This is a genomic window from Pseudomonas sp. RAC1 (assembly GCF_030658255.1).
Lineage (GTDB): Bacteria > Pseudomonadota > Gammaproteobacteria > Pseudomonadales > Pseudomonadaceae > Aquipseudomonas > Aquipseudomonas boreofloridensis.
This window is the reverse complement of the sequence record NZ_JAUTXS020000032.1, coordinates 244,875-260,911: the sequence shown is the minus strand read 5'-3', so window position 1 is coordinate 260,911 and position 16,037 is coordinate 244,875. Positions and strand designations below refer to the sequence as shown.

The 16,037-nt window shown below is 64.9% G+C and carries 11 protein-coding genes; 2 read left to right on the top strand and 9 right to left on the bottom strand.

Annotation, left to right across the window (positions count from 1 at the left end; genetic code table 11):
* Positions 1–100: 100 nt before the first annotated feature.
* The 9 genes from Q7C30_RS12670 to yaaA all read right to left on the bottom strand — a co-directional run bounded on the left by Q7C30_RS12670 (position 101) and on the right by yaaA (position 13,014).
* Positions 101–1,204 carry a mannuronate-specific alginate lyase gene (locus tag Q7C30_RS12670; RefSeq protein ID WP_317871680.1) on the bottom strand — a complete coding sequence of 368 codons (1,104 nt, stop codon included), beginning with the start codon at positions 1,202–1,204 and terminating at the stop codon, positions 101–103.
* A 7-nt stretch (positions 1,205–1,211) separates the two neighbouring features.
* The gene (locus Q7C30_RS12665; RefSeq protein ID WP_317871679.1) at positions 1,212–2,654 is read right to left on the bottom strand and encodes an alginate O-acetyltransferase; all 1,443 of its coding nucleotides are present in this window, start codon (positions 2,652–2,654) and stop codon (positions 1,212–1,214) included.
* Between the two features lie 13 nt (positions 2,655–2,667).
* Complete coding sequence (gene algG, locus Q7C30_RS12660; RefSeq protein WP_317871678.1) at positions 2,668–4,224, bottom strand: mannuronan 5-epimerase AlgG; 1,557 nt, start codon at positions 4,222–4,224, stop codon at positions 2,668–2,670.
* A gap of 18 nt (positions 4,225–4,242) precedes the next feature.
* Entirely contained in the window at positions 4,243–5,718 is a 1,476-nt protein-coding gene (locus Q7C30_RS12655; protein ID WP_317871677.1) for an alginate export family protein, read from the bottom strand.
* A complete protein-coding gene (gene algK, locus Q7C30_RS12650; RefSeq protein WP_317871676.1) occupies positions 5,715–7,241 on the bottom strand; it encodes an alginate biosynthesis TPR repeat lipoprotein AlgK in 1,527 nt (508 codons plus the stop codon). Before algK ends, Q7C30_RS12655 begins: the two co-directional genes overlap by 4 nt.
* 11 nt (positions 7,242–7,252) lie before the next feature.
* The gene (locus tag Q7C30_RS12645; RefSeq protein WP_317871675.1) at positions 7,253–8,419 is read right to left on the bottom strand and encodes an alginate biosynthesis protein Alg44; all 1,167 of its coding nucleotides are present in this window, start codon (positions 8,417–8,419) and stop codon (positions 7,253–7,255) included.
* 35 nt (positions 8,420–8,454) lie between these two features.
* Positions 8,455–9,936, bottom strand: a complete 1,482-nt coding sequence (gene alg8, locus Q7C30_RS12640; RefSeq protein ID WP_317871674.1) for a mannuronan synthase — start codon at positions 9,934–9,936, stop codon at positions 8,455–8,457.
* A 63-nt stretch (positions 9,937–9,999) separates the two neighbouring features.
* Positions 10,000–11,316, bottom strand: coding sequence for a UDP-glucose/GDP-mannose dehydrogenase family protein (locus tag Q7C30_RS12635; protein ID WP_317871673.1), 1,317 nt, complete (start codon positions 11,314–11,316; stop codon positions 10,000–10,002).
* 918 nt (positions 11,317–12,234) lie between these two features.
* A complete protein-coding gene (gene yaaA / locus Q7C30_RS12630) occupies positions 12,235–13,014 on the bottom strand; it encodes a peroxide stress protein YaaA (protein WP_039579921.1) in 780 nt (259 codons plus the stop codon).
* Positions 13,015–13,148: 134 nt separating this feature from the next.
* Here yaaA and Q7C30_RS12625 point away from each other — a divergent pair, with 134 nt between their 5' ends.
* Both Q7C30_RS12625 and Q7C30_RS12620 read left to right on the top strand, forming a co-directional pair.
* Complete coding sequence (locus Q7C30_RS12625; protein ID WP_317871672.1) at positions 13,149–14,276, top strand: polysaccharide deacetylase family protein; 1,128 nt, start codon at positions 13,149–13,151, stop codon at positions 14,274–14,276.
* 303 nt (positions 14,277–14,579) lie between these two features.
* A complete protein-coding gene (locus tag Q7C30_RS12620; protein ID WP_039579916.1) occupies positions 14,580–15,974 on the top strand; it encodes a PhoH family protein in 1,395 nt (464 codons plus the stop codon).
* Positions 15,975–16,037 lie beyond the last annotated feature (63 nt).

Here is a 16,037-nt window from a genome sequence, read left to right as displayed (position 1 = left end):
TTCACAGCAGCCAGGGCACAGCGCCCCCCAAACCCCCCACGAAAACGCGGCGGATCACCTTGGTCCCTGTGGGAGCGAGCCCGCTCCCACAGGGGTCATTTCATTTCTTGCGTTCTGCGTTCGGGTCGTACACCCGGGTCATGTCGCCGCCCATGCGGAAACTGTTGAACGGCTGCATGCCGTGCTTGCGCTGCTGGGTGTCGCCGACGCACTGGTACAGCGCGCACCAGGGTTCGAGCCAGGCGTACTTGCTGTCGACCTTGAGGTCCTTGAGGTCCTGCTTGACCCCGGCGCGCTCGGCGAAATGCACCGGGTCGCGAGCGCCGGCCAGCACGCCTTCGCCCAGGCGCTGCAGGGCGAAGTTGTTCTCGCTGCGCAGGTCGACGTCGTTGGCCTTGGCGAAGCTGGCGATCATCGCCAGCGGCGGCAGGGCATAGTTGTGGTAGGCCAGGGCGCGCTGGCGGCGCTTGATCTCGTTGGGCAGGAAGCCTTGGTCGTCGATCTGGTTGACGCCGACCTTGTATTGCTTGACCGCCCAGTCGAACAGGTCGCGGCGGTCGGTGGCCACGGCAGTGGCCATCACCGACCAGGCCGCCCAGTAGCTGTGGTTGTTGATCTTCTCCAGCGGCAGGTCGCTCCAGTCGCGCACCGTCTGCTCGGCCAGCTTGGCGAACCAGCGCTCGATGCGCTGGGCCTCGGCGCGGTGCGCAGCCAGGGGCTGGGCGCTGGAGAATTTCAGGCGCAGCCAGGAGCCGCTCATGCTGCCCAGCGCCCATTTGCGCATGGACTTGCCGGTGTGGTTGAAGTCGGTGGACTCCAGCGCATCGGCCTCGGCCCAGCGGTCGAGCCAGCCGAGCACGCAGTCGAGCTGCGCCGGGCGTCCGTCGCGCATGTACTGACCGACCATCTTGCTGACGCCCTTCTCCAACGTGGTGATGTCGGCGGTGGACTGGTGGAAGGCTCGCTCGGAAGCCAGGTTCAGGGTGGCCCGGGCCTTGTCCGAGCCTTCGTATTTGCTGCGAAATTGCAGCGCGCCGGTGTAGGGCTTGGGCGCCGGTTCGCAGCGGAAGTTGCCGTCGCTGACCTTGAGCTTCTCGATGCCCTCGTAGTAGCCCTGGGGCGGGACCAGGGCCGCGTGGGCGACGCCGCCGAACAGGGCCAGGGTCAGTAATGCAGGACGCAGGGTGCGCGTGAATGCCGTCATGTTCGCCTCACTGGCCGGCTTGCGCGGTGTGGCGCGCGCTGCCGGCGAAGTTGTTGCGTTTGCAGAGTTTGGCCTCGACCTTCTGGGCGCCGCTTTCCGGTCCCTGGACTTCCAGGGCCAGCAGGTTCTGGCTGGCCCAGTCCTCGTCTTCGCGCATCTGGAAGACGAAGCGCCCGTCGGTGTCGGAGGTCTCCGGTTTCTCCAGCTTGATGTCCTCGTGGCGACCGTTGAGGTACCAGAGGGTGGCTTGCAGCACCTTGACCGACGGATCCTCGAAGCGGATGTCGAGCTGGTGGTTGCGGTTGACCAGGTCCTTGATCACGCCATTGCGACCGTTGACCAGCAATTCGTTCTTGCCGGGCTTGAGCGTGGCGCTGGCGCTCATCTGCGCGGGGCGGTCGTCGCAGCCGTCGTCGAGCAGGGCGAGGATCTGCCGCCAGATGGTTTCCTGGTCCAGGCGATAGAGCGGGGAGAATTCCCAGATCAGGATCTTCGGTGGGTTCTTGTGGAACTCCTCGCTGCCCAGGTACTGGATCATCGAGCCTTCCAGGCCACCGCCGGGGAAGGCGACGTTGAGCACGTCGGCGCCGATGGCCTGTTCGAGGAAGCCTGCGAAGTTGTAGTTCTTGCCGCTGTGGCTGGTGCCGACCAGGGTGATCTGGGCGTTGCCCGAGTCGCCGAACAGGTCGTCGCCGCCGCTTTCGCCCTTGGGCTCGGTGGTGAACTGGTCCATGTACTGCACCGCGTAACTGGTGCCGCACAACTGCCCGGCAACGTTGTGCAGGGTGCCGGTCTTGCCCATGCGCCCGGATTTCCGGGTCTCGAATTCCTTGCGCGGGATGCCCTCGAACGCCGGCATCTGGTGCACCGTGTCGGCCACGATGCGCGCCGCGCGCTGGGCGCCGTAGGGCGTCCAGTGCTGGTCGCCGCGGAAGTAGAAGTCCTTGCCCTGGTCGGCGGCGGCCAACTGCTCGTTGGTCAGGGGCGACAGGTCAGGCACGTTGTAGCCCATCTTCGCGAAGCGCTGCAGCATGGCCTGGTAGTTGTGCAGGGCCTTCTGGTAGTCGAAGGCGGCTTTGTCTTCGGGCTTGAGCATGTTGCGGTTCACCAGGCCACGGGTGGGCTGGTACACCATCACCAGTTCGATGCCGCGCTTCTTGAACGCATCGTGCACCTGCTGCAGGCGCTTGTAGCCGCCGGGGGTGGTGTCGAACTCGGTGCGCAGGTCTTCGCGGGTACGGAACAGCCAGTCGCCCTGGGCCTGCACCAGCGTGGTGAAGTTCTGCTGGTAGCGGGTCACGTAGCGGCTGGCGTCATGCGCCTCGGGGCACAGCTGGCAGCAGGGCTCGGCGCTGAAACTCGGCGCCTGCACCTGCTCGGCGCGCACGCCCTGGCTGATGGCCAGGAGGGCGGCGGACAGGCCGAGCAGTTTGATCAAGTGTGGGGTCATGGTCTGGGCTTCCTTAATCGATCATTTCGCTCTGGCGCTCGACCGGGTCGATCAGCACGGCCTTCTGCTGGCGCACCAGCAGGTCGAGGATTTCGTCCTGGCGCTCGCCGAGCACGCCGTTGAGGCTGATGCCGCTGGACTTGCGCGGGGCGAGCATGGCCACCTTGTACAGCTCCACCGACAGGGGCGAGTCGATCGACAGCGGGCCGGAGCCGTTGGCGGTGAGTTCGCCGCCGACCACGATCAGCGAGACCTTGGCGTCGAAGGGGTCCAGGGCGATGTCGCGGTCGGTGTCGGTGAGGTCCTTGATGTGGCCGTAGACCCCGACCAGGCCGTTGGCCATGGCGATGTTCTCGTACAGGCGGATGTTCACGCTGTTGCGCACGCGGATGCCGTGGCGGCGGTTGTTGATCACCTGGTTGCCCCAGATCAGGTTGTCGCCGCTCTCGTAGAGGGTGATGCCGTCGGTGTGGTTGCGGTAGATCTCGTTGTAGGCCACCAGGTTGTTGATGCTGTTGCGGTCGATCACCACGCCCGAGAGCTTGTTGTCGAAGCTCTTGTTGTTGATGATCCAGCTGTCGTTGACCTCACGCGAGACGATGATGCCGTGCTTCTTCCGGGTGCCATGCACGGTGTTGCCAGCGATGATCAGGCCGTGCGAGCGGTCGTGCGGGTCGATGCCGTAGACGATGTTGTCGCGGTAGGTCGAGTCCTTGATCACGAAGCCCTGGGTCTCGTAGCAGTAGAAGCCGTACCACATGTCGCTGAACTCGGAGCCGATGATCCAGCCGGTCGGTTCGGGGCGGCCCATCTGCTTGGCCATGTTCGGCGTGTACTGGGAAATGCTCACCCCGTAGGACTTGGACTTGGCGTAGCCGAAGCTGGCCATCTTGCTGTTGACGATGTAGGTCTCGGTGCCGCCCCAACTGAGCAGGAACGGGCGGAATTCCTTGGGCGAGCGGAACGTGGCCGGGCCGTTGTCCTTTTCCCGCCAGCCGGTGACCTGGGTGTCGCGCACGAACAGCTTGCCGTCGTTGATCAGGAACGCGCCGCCCTCCTGGGACAGGCGCAGCTCCTTGACCTTGCCGTCGATCTCCAGCACGCCGTGGCGTCCGACCACGATCGGCAGGCGCGCCAGGTACACGCCCGGCGCGGTCTCGCGCAGGTACTGGGCGGGCACTTTGCGGCTCAGTTCGGTCAGGTCCACATGCCCGTCGTCGACGAAAATCGCTTGGGGAATGCCGTGTTGGCGCTGGACCCACTCGGCGGCCTTGTTGTCGCCGCCGATGAACTCCTTGAGCGCATCTTCCTGGAGCATGCGGCGCACGCTGATCTTGCCCTTGTGGCGACGGTCGATCTTGCGCTGCACGGCCTCGGCGGTGTAGCCGGAGAGGTCGGGCAGCGTCGGTGGGTCCATCTGCAACGGTTCGCTGGGCGCGGCGGCCACGGTGTAGGTCTTGGCCTGTTGCAGCCCCTTGGCGGTGAGCGCAGGTTCCGCGGCGGCCACACCGCAGGCCAGCAGCAGGGCGCTGGCCAGCAGGCTGTGGCGAAGGTTCGGGTGCAGGTTCATAAAAGTCCTTGGCCGGCCTTAGAAGCGCCAGATCACGTCGACGAAAGCGCGGTGCATGTACGAGTCTGCTTCCTTGCCGTAGGCATCGCCGGGCTTGAACACGCCCGCGCGCAGGCGTACCAGCGCCGAGGGCTCGTCGATCGACTGGCTCAGCGAGGCGGGCAGCAGGCCCTGCTTGAAGTACTTGGTCACCACCACGTCCATTTCCTGGCCCAGGTCTTTCTCGCCATTGACCAGCGGACGGTTGATGCCGTCGTCGTTGACCACCGCGTTGATACCGCTGGAGCCGATGTTCTGCTCACCGTCCACGCGCCAGAACTTGTGGTAGATGAAGCTGGCGTCGTAGTCCTCGCGCAGTTGCCAGGAAGCGAACAGGGTGGCGGCCTGCAGGTTGCCCAGCTCGCCACGGAAGGCTTCGCCGAAGCGGTGCATGCGCGAGCGGGTGCCGGTGAAGTTGGAGCGGTTGCTTTCAAGGCCGGTCTGCTCGAAGTTGTTCGAGCCGTCGCTGCCGCCGCCGCTGCCGCGGGCATAGGCCGCGCCGACCTGCCAGTTGGGGTCCAGGCGCAGGCGGATGCCCAGGTCGGTGGCCCAGGCGTTGACGTCGCCGCTGCGGGTGCCGGTGGCGACCTGCTCGTCGCCCACCAGTTGGCTGCTCAGGGTGTCGCGGTTGCCGGTCAGCCAGGTCAGGCTGCCCCAGTAGTTGACGGTGTGGTCGTTGCGCCAGTTGTAGGCATCGCTGTTGGCTTCGAGGCCCAGCCAGGTGAGATCGCCGGTGCGGGTCTTGTCCAGGGCATCGACGCGCTCGCCAGGGTTGTTCAGGCTGCCGCTGTCGTGGGTGTGATGGGCGCGCAGGCCGACCCAGTGCCCGGGCGTCCACTGGGTGGTGACGTTACCGAAGACATGGGTGCGGTGCTTGTCTTCGGGGGCCAGTTCGGTGAGGTCGGTGCGGTATTCGCTGAAGCGCTGCGCCACGCCCAGGTCGGCCTTGAGCAGGGTGGTGTCGAAGCTCCAGTTCAGCGCCTCGATGTTGGTGTCGCGCCACATGCCGTCGTCGCTGCGCAGGCGCTGGCGACCAAAGCGCAGTTGCTCGCCGGGGTAGGGCGTGAAGCCGCTGTAGCCGACCCAGAACTCGCGCAGGGCCAGGTAGCTCTTGTCCGGCTTGCGGCTGTCGTCGCCGGTGTCCACGGCGGTGCCGTCGTCGTTCTGGCGCAGGGTGTCGGTTTCGATGGTGTCGGTGGCCGTCACGGCCTGGCCCATGGCATAGGCGCTCCAGTTACCGCGCTCGCCGTAGACCCAGGGGCGCAGGTCCAGGCCCAGGCCGTTGACGTCGCCGCCGGGACGGGTGCCCAGGTCGCGGTCGTCTTCGGACTGACCGGTGACTTTGACCTCCAGGCCGAAGTTCTTGGCGGCGGTCTCGGCGGCCAGGGTCGGCAGCGACCACAACAGGGCGAAGCTCAGGCCGATGCCGGCTTTCACGAAGGGGTTGAGCGTCATAGCGAATCCTCGGCGTCTGCGTCGTTCTGGTCGTTGCCGTCCTGCAGGGCGTCCAGGGCCAGGCTGCTGGTGCTGGCCTGGAGCATCCCGGCCCGCGCGGTCTTTTCCTGCTCCAGCAGGCGCTGGGCCTGACTGCGCTGCTCGGCGTCGAGCTGCGGTTCGAGCTGTTGCAGCAGCTCGCTGGACTGCTCAGTGGGGTTGAGCTGGGCGAGCTGGGCGAACACCCAGGCGTTGCCCGGATTGGGACGGATGCCGTGGCCTTCGCTGTACAACTGGGCCAGGGCATAATCGGCGCTGAGCTGACCGCCACGGGCGGCGCTGAGCAGGTGATCGACCGCCTTCTGCGGTTCCACCTGACCCAGGTAGCCACGGCGGTAGAGCTGGCCGAGGTAGTAATGGGCACTGATTTCGCCGGCATCGGCCGCGGCCTGCAGGTGCTGCTCGGCCTTGTGTGCATCGGCCGGCACCTGCTTGCCTTCGTAGTACAGACGGCCCAGCAGCAGGTCGGCGCGCGGCTGTTCGGCGTCGCGACCTTTGTCGAGGTAGGCCAGCAATTGCTCGGTGTCGCCCAGCTCGGGGAAGTCGTAGAGCAGTTGCGCCAAGCTCACCCAGGACGCGGGGTTGTTCGGGGCGACCGATTCGAGCAGGGCCTGGGCGGTCTTCTCGTCGGTCTGGCCGAGGCTGCGGTCGGCCAGCACCCGGGCGACGCTGTCGACCCGGGTGGCCGGCACCGTGCCACGGGCGTGGGCCGACTTGAGCTGGTCGAGCAGGGCGGCCTGGCGGTCGCTCTGGCCACGCTTCTGGTAGACGGTGGCCAGTTCCACGTAGCAGACGTCGGCGGCGCTGAGCGCGGCCTGGCAGATCTGCTCGACGTCGTCCAGGTGCTGGTCGTAGCTGCCCTGGGTACGGTACAGCAGCACCTGGGCCAGGCCCGCCTCGGGGTTGCCGTCGGCGCGCCACTGGTCGATCTGGCGCTGGGCGTTGATGTCCGGGAAGCTCTGCGGGTATTGCAGGTAGAGCATGGCCAGCGGAATCAGGGTATTGCCCTCGCCTTGCTGGGCGGCGAGCTTGAGCAGGGTTTCGGCTTCTTCGCGCTCGGCCTGGGTGCTGCCGGGCTTGGCCACCAGCAGGCGGCCCAGACGCGCCTGAGCCCGCGGCGAGGTGGCGGCGGCCGCGCGGTAGGTGGCTTCGGCCTGTTCGAGCTGCGCCGGATCGCGGCTGCCGACCTGGATATCGGCCAGACCCACCTGGGCATCGCTGTAGCCCAGGTCGGCCAGGGCCTTGTAGTTGGCCTGGGCGGTGGCGATGTCGCCGCGTTTCAGCGCTTCGTTGGCCAGGCGCTGGTCGGGCAGGCCGGCGCAGCCGGCCAGGGCGATGGCGGCGGCCAGAGCGCACCAGGTCAGTGGGCGGGCGCTGCGCGCCCAGCCGCAGGACGAGCCCGCGCCCACAGCGGTCGTCTCCAGCGCCGTACCGGTGGGAGCCAGCATCGCCCCCACAGAAGAAACACCGTTCAAAGGCTTCATCCCCGGTCCCCTTACAGCCCGCGCGCCACGGCGCGGTCGATCAGCCAGTCCATCGACGGGCCACGGTCGCTGTTCACCGAGGTCGGACGCCCGGCCAGCTCTGCGGGCAACGCGCCGTCAGGCTCGATCTGCACGCGGATGTCCGAGGCCAGGTTGTCGGTGTCCAGGCTGCTGCTGCCGACGATTACGCCGGTGCGCACTTGGTCTTCGCCAGCCACCTGGAAATTGACCCGGGTGCCGGGCTTGACCTCGTCGAACTGGCGATAGCTGAAGCGTGCTTCGACCGTTGGGTGGGTGGTGCGCGGGATCAACTGGTACACCGGCTGGCCTTTGCTGGCGTACTGGCCGTCGTCCACCAGTTGCCGCGCGACCACGCAGTCGCAGGGGCTGGTGAGGGTGCCGGAGAGCTGCTTGCCGAACAGCTCCTCGACCTTGGCCGGCTCCAGTTGCGAGTCGTCCAGGTGGCCCTTGAGCAGGTCCAGCATGCTGGTGTTGAAGGTGGCCAGCGGCGCGCCCTTGCCGATCTGCGCGCCGGTCTGCACCAGGCCCTGCAGGCTGCCGTCGCGGGGCATGGTGATGGTGGTGGTGGGCACGGCGACCACCCCGGCTTCGGCGTGGCTGACGAAGTACAGGCCGTACAGCGACTTGGCGACGAAGCCGAAGGCGGCGATGCCGACCACGAACACGCCGAGGGTGACGCTGACCGCACGCAGGCGGGCGAAGGGCGACAGGCCGGAACCGGCGTCCTTCTGCTTGCGCGCCTTGGTGAAGTTGTCGCGCTGCAGGGTACTGAGCACGTCGCCGACGCTGATCAGCTCACCGGACAGGTGGCTGGTGATGATGTGGCGCAGGGTGGCGATGTCGCGCGGTTCCAGGTTCTGGAACTCGGCGCCGATGCGCCCGCTGCTGGTGTCGCTGGAGCGCACCAGCAGCTCGACGTCCATCGCCAGGCCGAGGTTGTCGACCACGAACTGCAGGCGGCCGCGCAGCAGTTCGCCGACCGGCAGGGCGCGCTTGGCATGGAACGACAGGCCGCCGGCGGACAGGTCGTCGACCTTGACCTCCTGCTGCTGGCGCTCGCCGTCGAGGTAGCGCAGCTTGGCGGGAATACGCACGCGAGCGTGCTGGCGCTGGGCCTCGGACTCATGCACGACGTTGACGTTGACAGCGTTATTCATGGCGATTTGTTCCTTTGCATCGATCCGGGTTGGGCTCACACGACCATGAACAGCACAGCGACGAAGATGCTGGCCGCCGAGAAGGTCATGGTCCGCGAGGACCAGGTGTTGAACCATTGTTGAAAGCTGGCGAGGTCACGCTTGAGGGCCGTCGGCTGACGGGTCCAGGACTGCTTGTCGAGGCGGAAGAACACGTAGATCTTCATCAGCGCGCCGACGATCTGGTTGTAATAGAGGATCAGCGGGTAGGCCGGGCCGACGCTGTGGCCCGAGCACAGCAGCATGACGGTGAGGATCAGGCGGGTGATGCCGATCCACAGCAGGTACACCAGCAGGAACTGCAGGCCGAACTTGAAGCTGGCGATCAGCGCCACGGTCAGGCCCAGCAGGCTGGTCCACATCGACACGCGCTGGTCGAACAGCACGATGCTGGTGAACAGCCCCAGGCGCCGCAGGCCCAGGCCCAGGGCGCGGGAGTTCTGCCGCAGGTTGTTGCCGTACCAGCGGTACATCAGCTTGCGGCTGGCCTTGAGGAAGCTCTTTTCCGGCGGGTGTTCGACCGTGTTGATCGCCGCGTCCGGCACATAGAAGGTGTCGTAGCCCAGGCGCATCAGGCTGAACCAGCTGGACTTGTCGTCGCCGGTGAGGAACTTGAAGCGGCCCAGGCGCCAGTGCATCAGCGAGTCGCTCTCGACGTCGGCGATGAACTCGGGGTTGGTGACCACGCTGGCGCGGAACATCGACATGCGCCCGGTCATGGTCAGCACGCGCTTGCTCAAGGCCATCGAGCACATGTTGATGTGGCGCTGGGCGAAGCGCAGCTTGTGCCACTCGCTCATGATGTAGCCGCCGCGCACTTCGCAGAATTCGTTGGTGGTCAGGCCACCGACGTTGGGGTAGAGCTTGAACCACGGCACGGTCTTGCGCACCACGCCTTCGGCCAGCACGGTGTCGCCGTCGATCACCGCCACCACGGCGTTCTCGTCCGGCAGCGAGCGGGAGATGGCGCGAAAGCCATAGGCCAGGCCGTCACGTTTGCCGGTGCCGGCGATACGCACGAAGTCCAGGGCCACATGCTCGGGCGGGTTGTACTTGGCCCACAGGCTCTTGACCAGCAACTCGTCGGACTTCTCCACCAGCGAGCAGACCACGGTGGTGGGGTAGCCGCAGTCGATCGCTTCGCGGATCACCGAGCTGTACACCTGGGCGGTGGTCAGCGCATCGATACGAAAGCTGGTGACCATCAGGTACACGTGCGACGGATCGGCGGCCTTGCCCAGCTTCTGCACTTTGCGGCGTAGGTAGGGGTAGACCAGGTACAGGAAGATCATGCCGCGGATGAAATGGGTGGCGCCCATGGAGTAGCGCCAGATGCCGACAGCGCCGACCAGGAAGATGAAGTGCTTCGATTGCGAGTCGAAGATATCGCTGGGCAGGGCCAGGGCGATCAGCATGAGCAGGCTCATGAAGAGCAGCCATCCGGCGCACTGCAGCAGCACTGTCTGGAGCCTTTGCATGTTCAGCATCCGTCGCGAGAAATCGGGAAAAGGCGGGGCCGGGTGGCCCCGCGTCGGGCTGGCTTACCAGCAGATGCCTTCGGTGCGGCTGGCGGTGCTGGTGGGCTTGCTCATGAAGCCGACCAGGTCGATCACCTGCTTGCCTGCCGGCGCCTGCTGGGCGAGGGCGCGGAACTGCTCGTCGCGGTTGCCCAGGACGATGATGTCGGCGCCGTCGATCACCTGCTGGAAGTCGGCGTTGAGCAGCGAGGACACGTGCGGGATCTTCGACTCGATGTAGTCTTTGTTGGCGCCATGAACACGGGCGTACTCGACGTTCTGGTCGTAGATGTTCAGCTCGTAGCCCTTGCCGATCAGGCGCTCGGCCAGTTCCACCAGCGGGCTTTCGCGCAGGTCGTCGGTGCCGGCCTTGAAGCTCAGGCCAAGCAGGGCGACCTTGCGCTTGTCATGGCTTTCGATGATGTCGAAGGCGTTCTGCACCTGGGACTCGTTGCTGCGCATCAGCGAATCGAGCAGCGGTGCTTTGACGTCGAGGCTGGCGGCGCGGTAGGTGAGGGCGCGCACGTCCTTGGGCAGGCACGAGCCGCCGAAGGCGAAGCCAGGGCGCATGTAGTACTGCGACAGGTTCAGGGCCTTGTCCTGGCAGACCACGTCCATCACTTCGCGGCCATCGACGCCCACGGCCTTGGCGATGTTGCCGATTTCGTTGGCGAAGGTGACCTTGGTGGCATGCCAGACGTTGCAGGTGTACTTGATCATCTCGGCCACTTCGATCGGCTTGCGGATGATCGGCGCGTCGAGCTCTTCGTAGATGGCTTGGAGCACGTCGCCGCTGGCGCTGTCCAGTTCGCCGATGACGGTCATCGGTGGCTGGTCGTAGTCCTTGATCGCGGTGCTTTCGCGCAGGAACTCGGGGTTGACCGCCACGCCGAAATCGACGCCCGCCTTCTTGCCGGAGCAGTCTTCCAGGATTGGAATCACCACGTTCTTCACGGTGCCCGGCAGCACGGTGCTGCGCACCACGATGGTGTGGCGGCGGGTGGTGTCGCGCAGCACATAGCCGATCTCGCGGCACACCGATTCGATGTACTCAAGGCCCAGGTCGCCATTTTTCTTGCTGGGGGTGCCGACGCAGATCATCGACACGTCGCTGGCGCGGATCGCTTCGGCGAAGTCAGTGGTGCCACGCAGTCGGCCATTGGCGATGCCCTGTTGCAGCAAGTGCTCCAGGCCCGGCTCGACGATGGGCGACTTGCCCTGATTGATCAGGTCGATCTTGGTGGTGGACACGTCCACGCCGATCACTTCATGACCGCGTGCCGACAGGCAACCTGCACAGACGGCACCTACGTAACCCAAACCAAAGATGCTGATACGCATCGTATTCACCTCGTGTGTATATCGCGCCGGTTCTTTCACAGAACCGAGCCGGGTTGATTGACCTGCTCTTGCAGGCGCACGGATCCATGGCGAAGTGACACTTCACCGGGCGCAGGCATGAACGAATCCGGAGCGCATACTGCAGTGCGCTCAAACTTGGCAATTAAATGGCCAGTAATTAAAAGGCGTGCCCTTGAATGCAGCCGTCTTTATTGCAACGCCTTATACGGTGCGTTGCTGTGCTTGTTCTTTCAAGTGAGTAAATCCTTTGAAATCAACCACTAGGACGAGTAGTAAGGGGCGCGTCTCTCCTTCTTGGACCGGCCGCTGGGTATACCCGAAGCGGTAGCCGAAGTTGTCGGGGCCGGCAGTGGAAACCGGCCTTAAGTTAGCTGTAAGTCATCTCTCACGTTGCACGCTGGTGAATCGTTACGGGTGGTATGAGCGGTGCTCGGAAGGTAAGTTCCGGGGTGGGTTCGGCGCAGATGAAAGATTTCTAAATATTTTTTCAATGATAAATACTTTCATTCTGATGGCACGGTCCGGTTTCGTCCCGATATATAAAGGGGCAAAACGAGGTGGGATGGTTATATGCCAGCATCGGAAATTTTTTTTCAAAAAAAGTCGGAAATTTACGAGTGGTCGTTCATGGGCCTAGGCCACAGACAGGGTTGATGGTTTTTTGGCGACCATTTTTTTGGCGTTCCTGGTGTCGAATTTTCGCTGAGCTGACGACGACCACAGACGGCTGCATTTAACCGCCGGGTTTTTGTGGCTTTCGTGACCAGGGATCGAGGCTCATTGTTCGTGACGATACGTGGACCTCCCGCAGGTGGCGGGCGTGCAGGTCCAGGGCCTGGAGGCGGGGTGGGTGTGGGTCACCGATTAGCCCCGCCTGGGAGTGGCGGGGCGGTGGGGTCAGGGCTCGGGCTGGTCGCGCAGGAACACCAAGTGGTCTGGCCGCGACTGCTCGGCACTGTAGTAGTAGCCCTGGACGTCGAAGCCCTTGAGCTGCTCGGGGTCGGCGATGCGTTCCTGGATCACGAAGCGGCTCATCAGGCCACGGGCTTTCTTGGCGTAGAAACTGATGATCTTGTATTGGCCGTTCTTCAGGTCCTTGAAGTCGACGTCGATCACCCGCGCCTTGAGCGCGTTTTTCTTCACCGCACCGAAGTACTCGTTGCTGGCCAGGTTCAGCAGCAGGTCATCGCCCTGGTCGGCCAGGGCCTGGTTCAACCATTCGCTGATGCGCGTGTCCCAGAAGGCGTAGAGGTCCTTGCCGCGAGCGTTTGCCAGCTTGGTGCCCATCTCCAGGCGATAGGGCTGCATCAGGTCCAGAGGACGCAGCAGCCCGTACAGGCCCGAGAGCATGCGCAGGTGCTGCTGGGCGTAGGCGAAGTCGTCTTCGCTCAGGCTTTCGGCGTCCAGCCCGGTGTACACGTCGCCCTTGAAGGCCAGCAGCGCCTGCTTGGCGTTGGTGGGGGTGAAGTCGGCCGTCCAGCTACCGAAGCGGGCGGCGTTGAGGCCGGCGAGCTTGTCGGAAAGGTGCATCAGTTCGGCGATCTGCGCCGGCGAAAAATCGCGCAGTTGCTCAATGAGGATCTGCGCATGATCCAGGTGCTGGGGCAGGGTATGACGCTGAGTGACGGGTGGGGTGTCGTAGTCGAGGGTCTTGGCGGGGGAAATCACCGTCAACATGGGGTCGGCTCCTGGAAAGGTTGGCGTGATTCTACGGGGGCCTGCGCTGGCGCGCCAAACTATGCCTGCCATAGGCACAGACCATCGGCGGCTGTGACGCTATAGTGCGTCAGTTCATTTTGCGGAGACTGCTCGTGCGCATCGCCCTCGCTCTTCTGTTCGCGCTGTTCGCTACGGCGGCGCAGGCCGCCCCGCCGCTGGCGGTCAGTTTCGACCGCAGCCTGTGGCCGGAACAGCTCGACAGCCCGGTCCTGTTCGATGTGGCCTCGCGGGCGCAGATCCTTTCCTTCGCTCAGGTGCTGCATGAAAGCGAGATGCTCGATGAAGGCAGCCTGGCGGCGCGCCTGGGGCTGCGCCAGATCAACCTGTCGGTGGTGCGCGCGGTGCGGGCGCGGATGTGGCAGCGCCTGTGGGAAAACTACCAGCAGGCGCAACTGAGCTGCGAGGAGGATGCGTCGTTCTGCTACGCCGTGGACTCGATGGCGGATCTGCGCACGCGCTCGGCGACCTTCGCCAGCGAGGTGGGCGAGTTCTACCAGGGGTGGGTCGAGCCCAGTCATCGCTTCAACCAGCGCTACCTGGACGAGCAATTGCGCAAGGCCGCGCTGTTTCCGCAGACCAGCAGCGAGGTCGAACGTCTCTCCAGCCGCGAGCGCAGCGGCGACGAGCTCAACGATCGGGTGTTCCTGCTGACCTTCGCCGGAGGCCCGGGCCCGGTGGGCAGCAGCAGCGATACACTCGCCGACTACCTGCGCCGGCAGAAGCTGGGCGGCACCTTCTTCGTGCTCGGCAGCCGCGTGCAGCAGCGCCGCGACGCCAACCAGGGCGCGGATGTGGCGAGCTTGTACGCCGGGCAGTGCGTGGGCATCCAGGGCTGGGAATACCGCTCGCATGCCCAGTGGCAGGACTGGCAGGACTCGCTGCGGCGCAGCCAGGCGCAGGTGCAAGCGTTGATGCCCGAGCAGTACGTCCCCCTGTTTCGACCGCCCTATGGCCAGCGCCGCGCCGATGGCGAAGGCTTCATGACCGCGCAGGGGCTACAGGTTTCGTTGTGGGACATCGATGCCCAGGACGACACCGCGTTGGACGCCGAGCAATCGGCGCAGCGCGTGCTGACGCTGATGCTGTTGTGGCGCAAGGGCGTGATCCAGTTCCACGACAGCCAGCCCAAGGTCCAGCCTGCGCTCGACTGGCTGCTGCAGCACACGGCGCAGAGCGGCATCGGCTGGGAAGACTGCCACGCCTACGCGACGGCGCGCTGACGGTCGTGCAGGAGAAAAAACGGCTCCATCCCTGACTGTAGTCGTCGTTGCGGATCACGCCAAGGGCGCTTCGTCATTCAGCAAAATAAACTTCATGTGCGCGTAAAAAGTCTTTTTTCCGTCACGCTTTTTGCGGTATGAAGGAGCCAGACAGCCGATTCCTGCAGCACAGGTGGCGTCATCCAGGCCCTCCTTCTGCCAGGTGCGCTCCCCGCCCGTAACGACGCGGATACGGGGAGAACGGCGGTCACTCTGCGGCGCAGTACGCCTGTGCCGTCCTGCTTTCACATAAGGTGACCGAGTATGGATGACCAAGGACGCAACCCTTCCTCCAACAAGCCCATCCTGTATGTCCTCGATACCAATGTCCTGATACACGACCCCAACGCCTTGCTCAATTTCGAGGAGCACCATGTCGCCATCCCGATGACGGTGCTGGAGGAACTCGACAAGCTCAAGACCGGCAAGCAGACCATCGCCGCCGAATGCCGCCAGGCCATCCGCCTGATCGATCAGACCCTGGGCGAGGCCTCGCCCACCGACGTCGAACAGGGCGTGCCGATCCAGCGTGGCAAGAGCGGCCCCAAGGGTTTCCTGTCGATCCTGATGAGTCCGCGCCACGAGCCGTCGCGGCTGCTGCCCGAACACCTGAACGACAACATCATCATCAACCAGTTGCTGGAGCTGCGGGCTCGGCGCGGCGACCTGGACGTGGTGCTGGTGACCAAGGACATCAACATGCGCCTGAAGGCGCGGGCCTGCGGCATCGCCGCCGAGGACTACAGCACCGACCAGTTGGTCGACGACGTGTCGCTGTTGTCCAAGGGCTACCATTCGGTCAGCGGCTCGTTCTGGGACCGCGTGAGCAAGGTCGACACCCGCCAGGAGCGCGGCCGTACCTGGCATCGCGTGCAACTGAGCGAGCCGCTGCCGGCGGTGCACGTGAACGAGTTCATCATCGACGAGCAAGGTTTCGTCGGCTGGATCAAGGGGGTGCGCGAAGGGGAACTGCTGCTGCTGGACCTGCATCAGGAACCGTTGCTGCATCAGGAGGCCTGGGGCCTGAAGCCGCGCGACATCCATCAGAGCCTGGCGCTGTTCGCCCTGCTCGACCCGGACATCCACCTGGTCAACCTGACCGGCGCCGCCGGCTCGGGCAAGACCATCCTGGCGCTGGCCGCTGCCATCGAGCAGACCATGGTCAGCAAGCGCTACCGGCGCATCATCGCCACCCGCAGCGTGCAGGGCCTGGACCAGGAGATCGGTTTCCTGCCGGGCACCGAGGCGGAGAAGATGGAGCCTTGGCTGGGCGCCATCACCGACAACCTCGAAGCCTTGCACATGGATGACGAGAGCACCCATGGCAGTGTGGAGTACATCCTCGAGCGCGTGCCGTTGCAGTTCAAGTCGCTGAACTACATTCGCGGGCGCAGCTTCCAGCAGAGCCTGATCCTCATCGATGAATGCCAGAACCTCACCCCGCACCAGATGAAGACCATCATCACCCGTGCCGGCTCCGGCTCGAAAGTGGTATGTCTGGGCAACCTGGCACAGATCGACACCCCCTACCTGTCCGCCACCAGCTCGGGCCTGACCTACCTCACCGAGCGCTTCAAGGATTTCCCCCACGGCGTGCACATCACCCTGCAGGGTGTGCCGCGCTCGGTGCTGGCCGAGTACGCCGAGTCGCATATGTAGCCCCCAACGCCTCAACGCCGGTTCGCCGGCGCTGGGGCGCTTTGCCTGCACATTCGCCCAGTA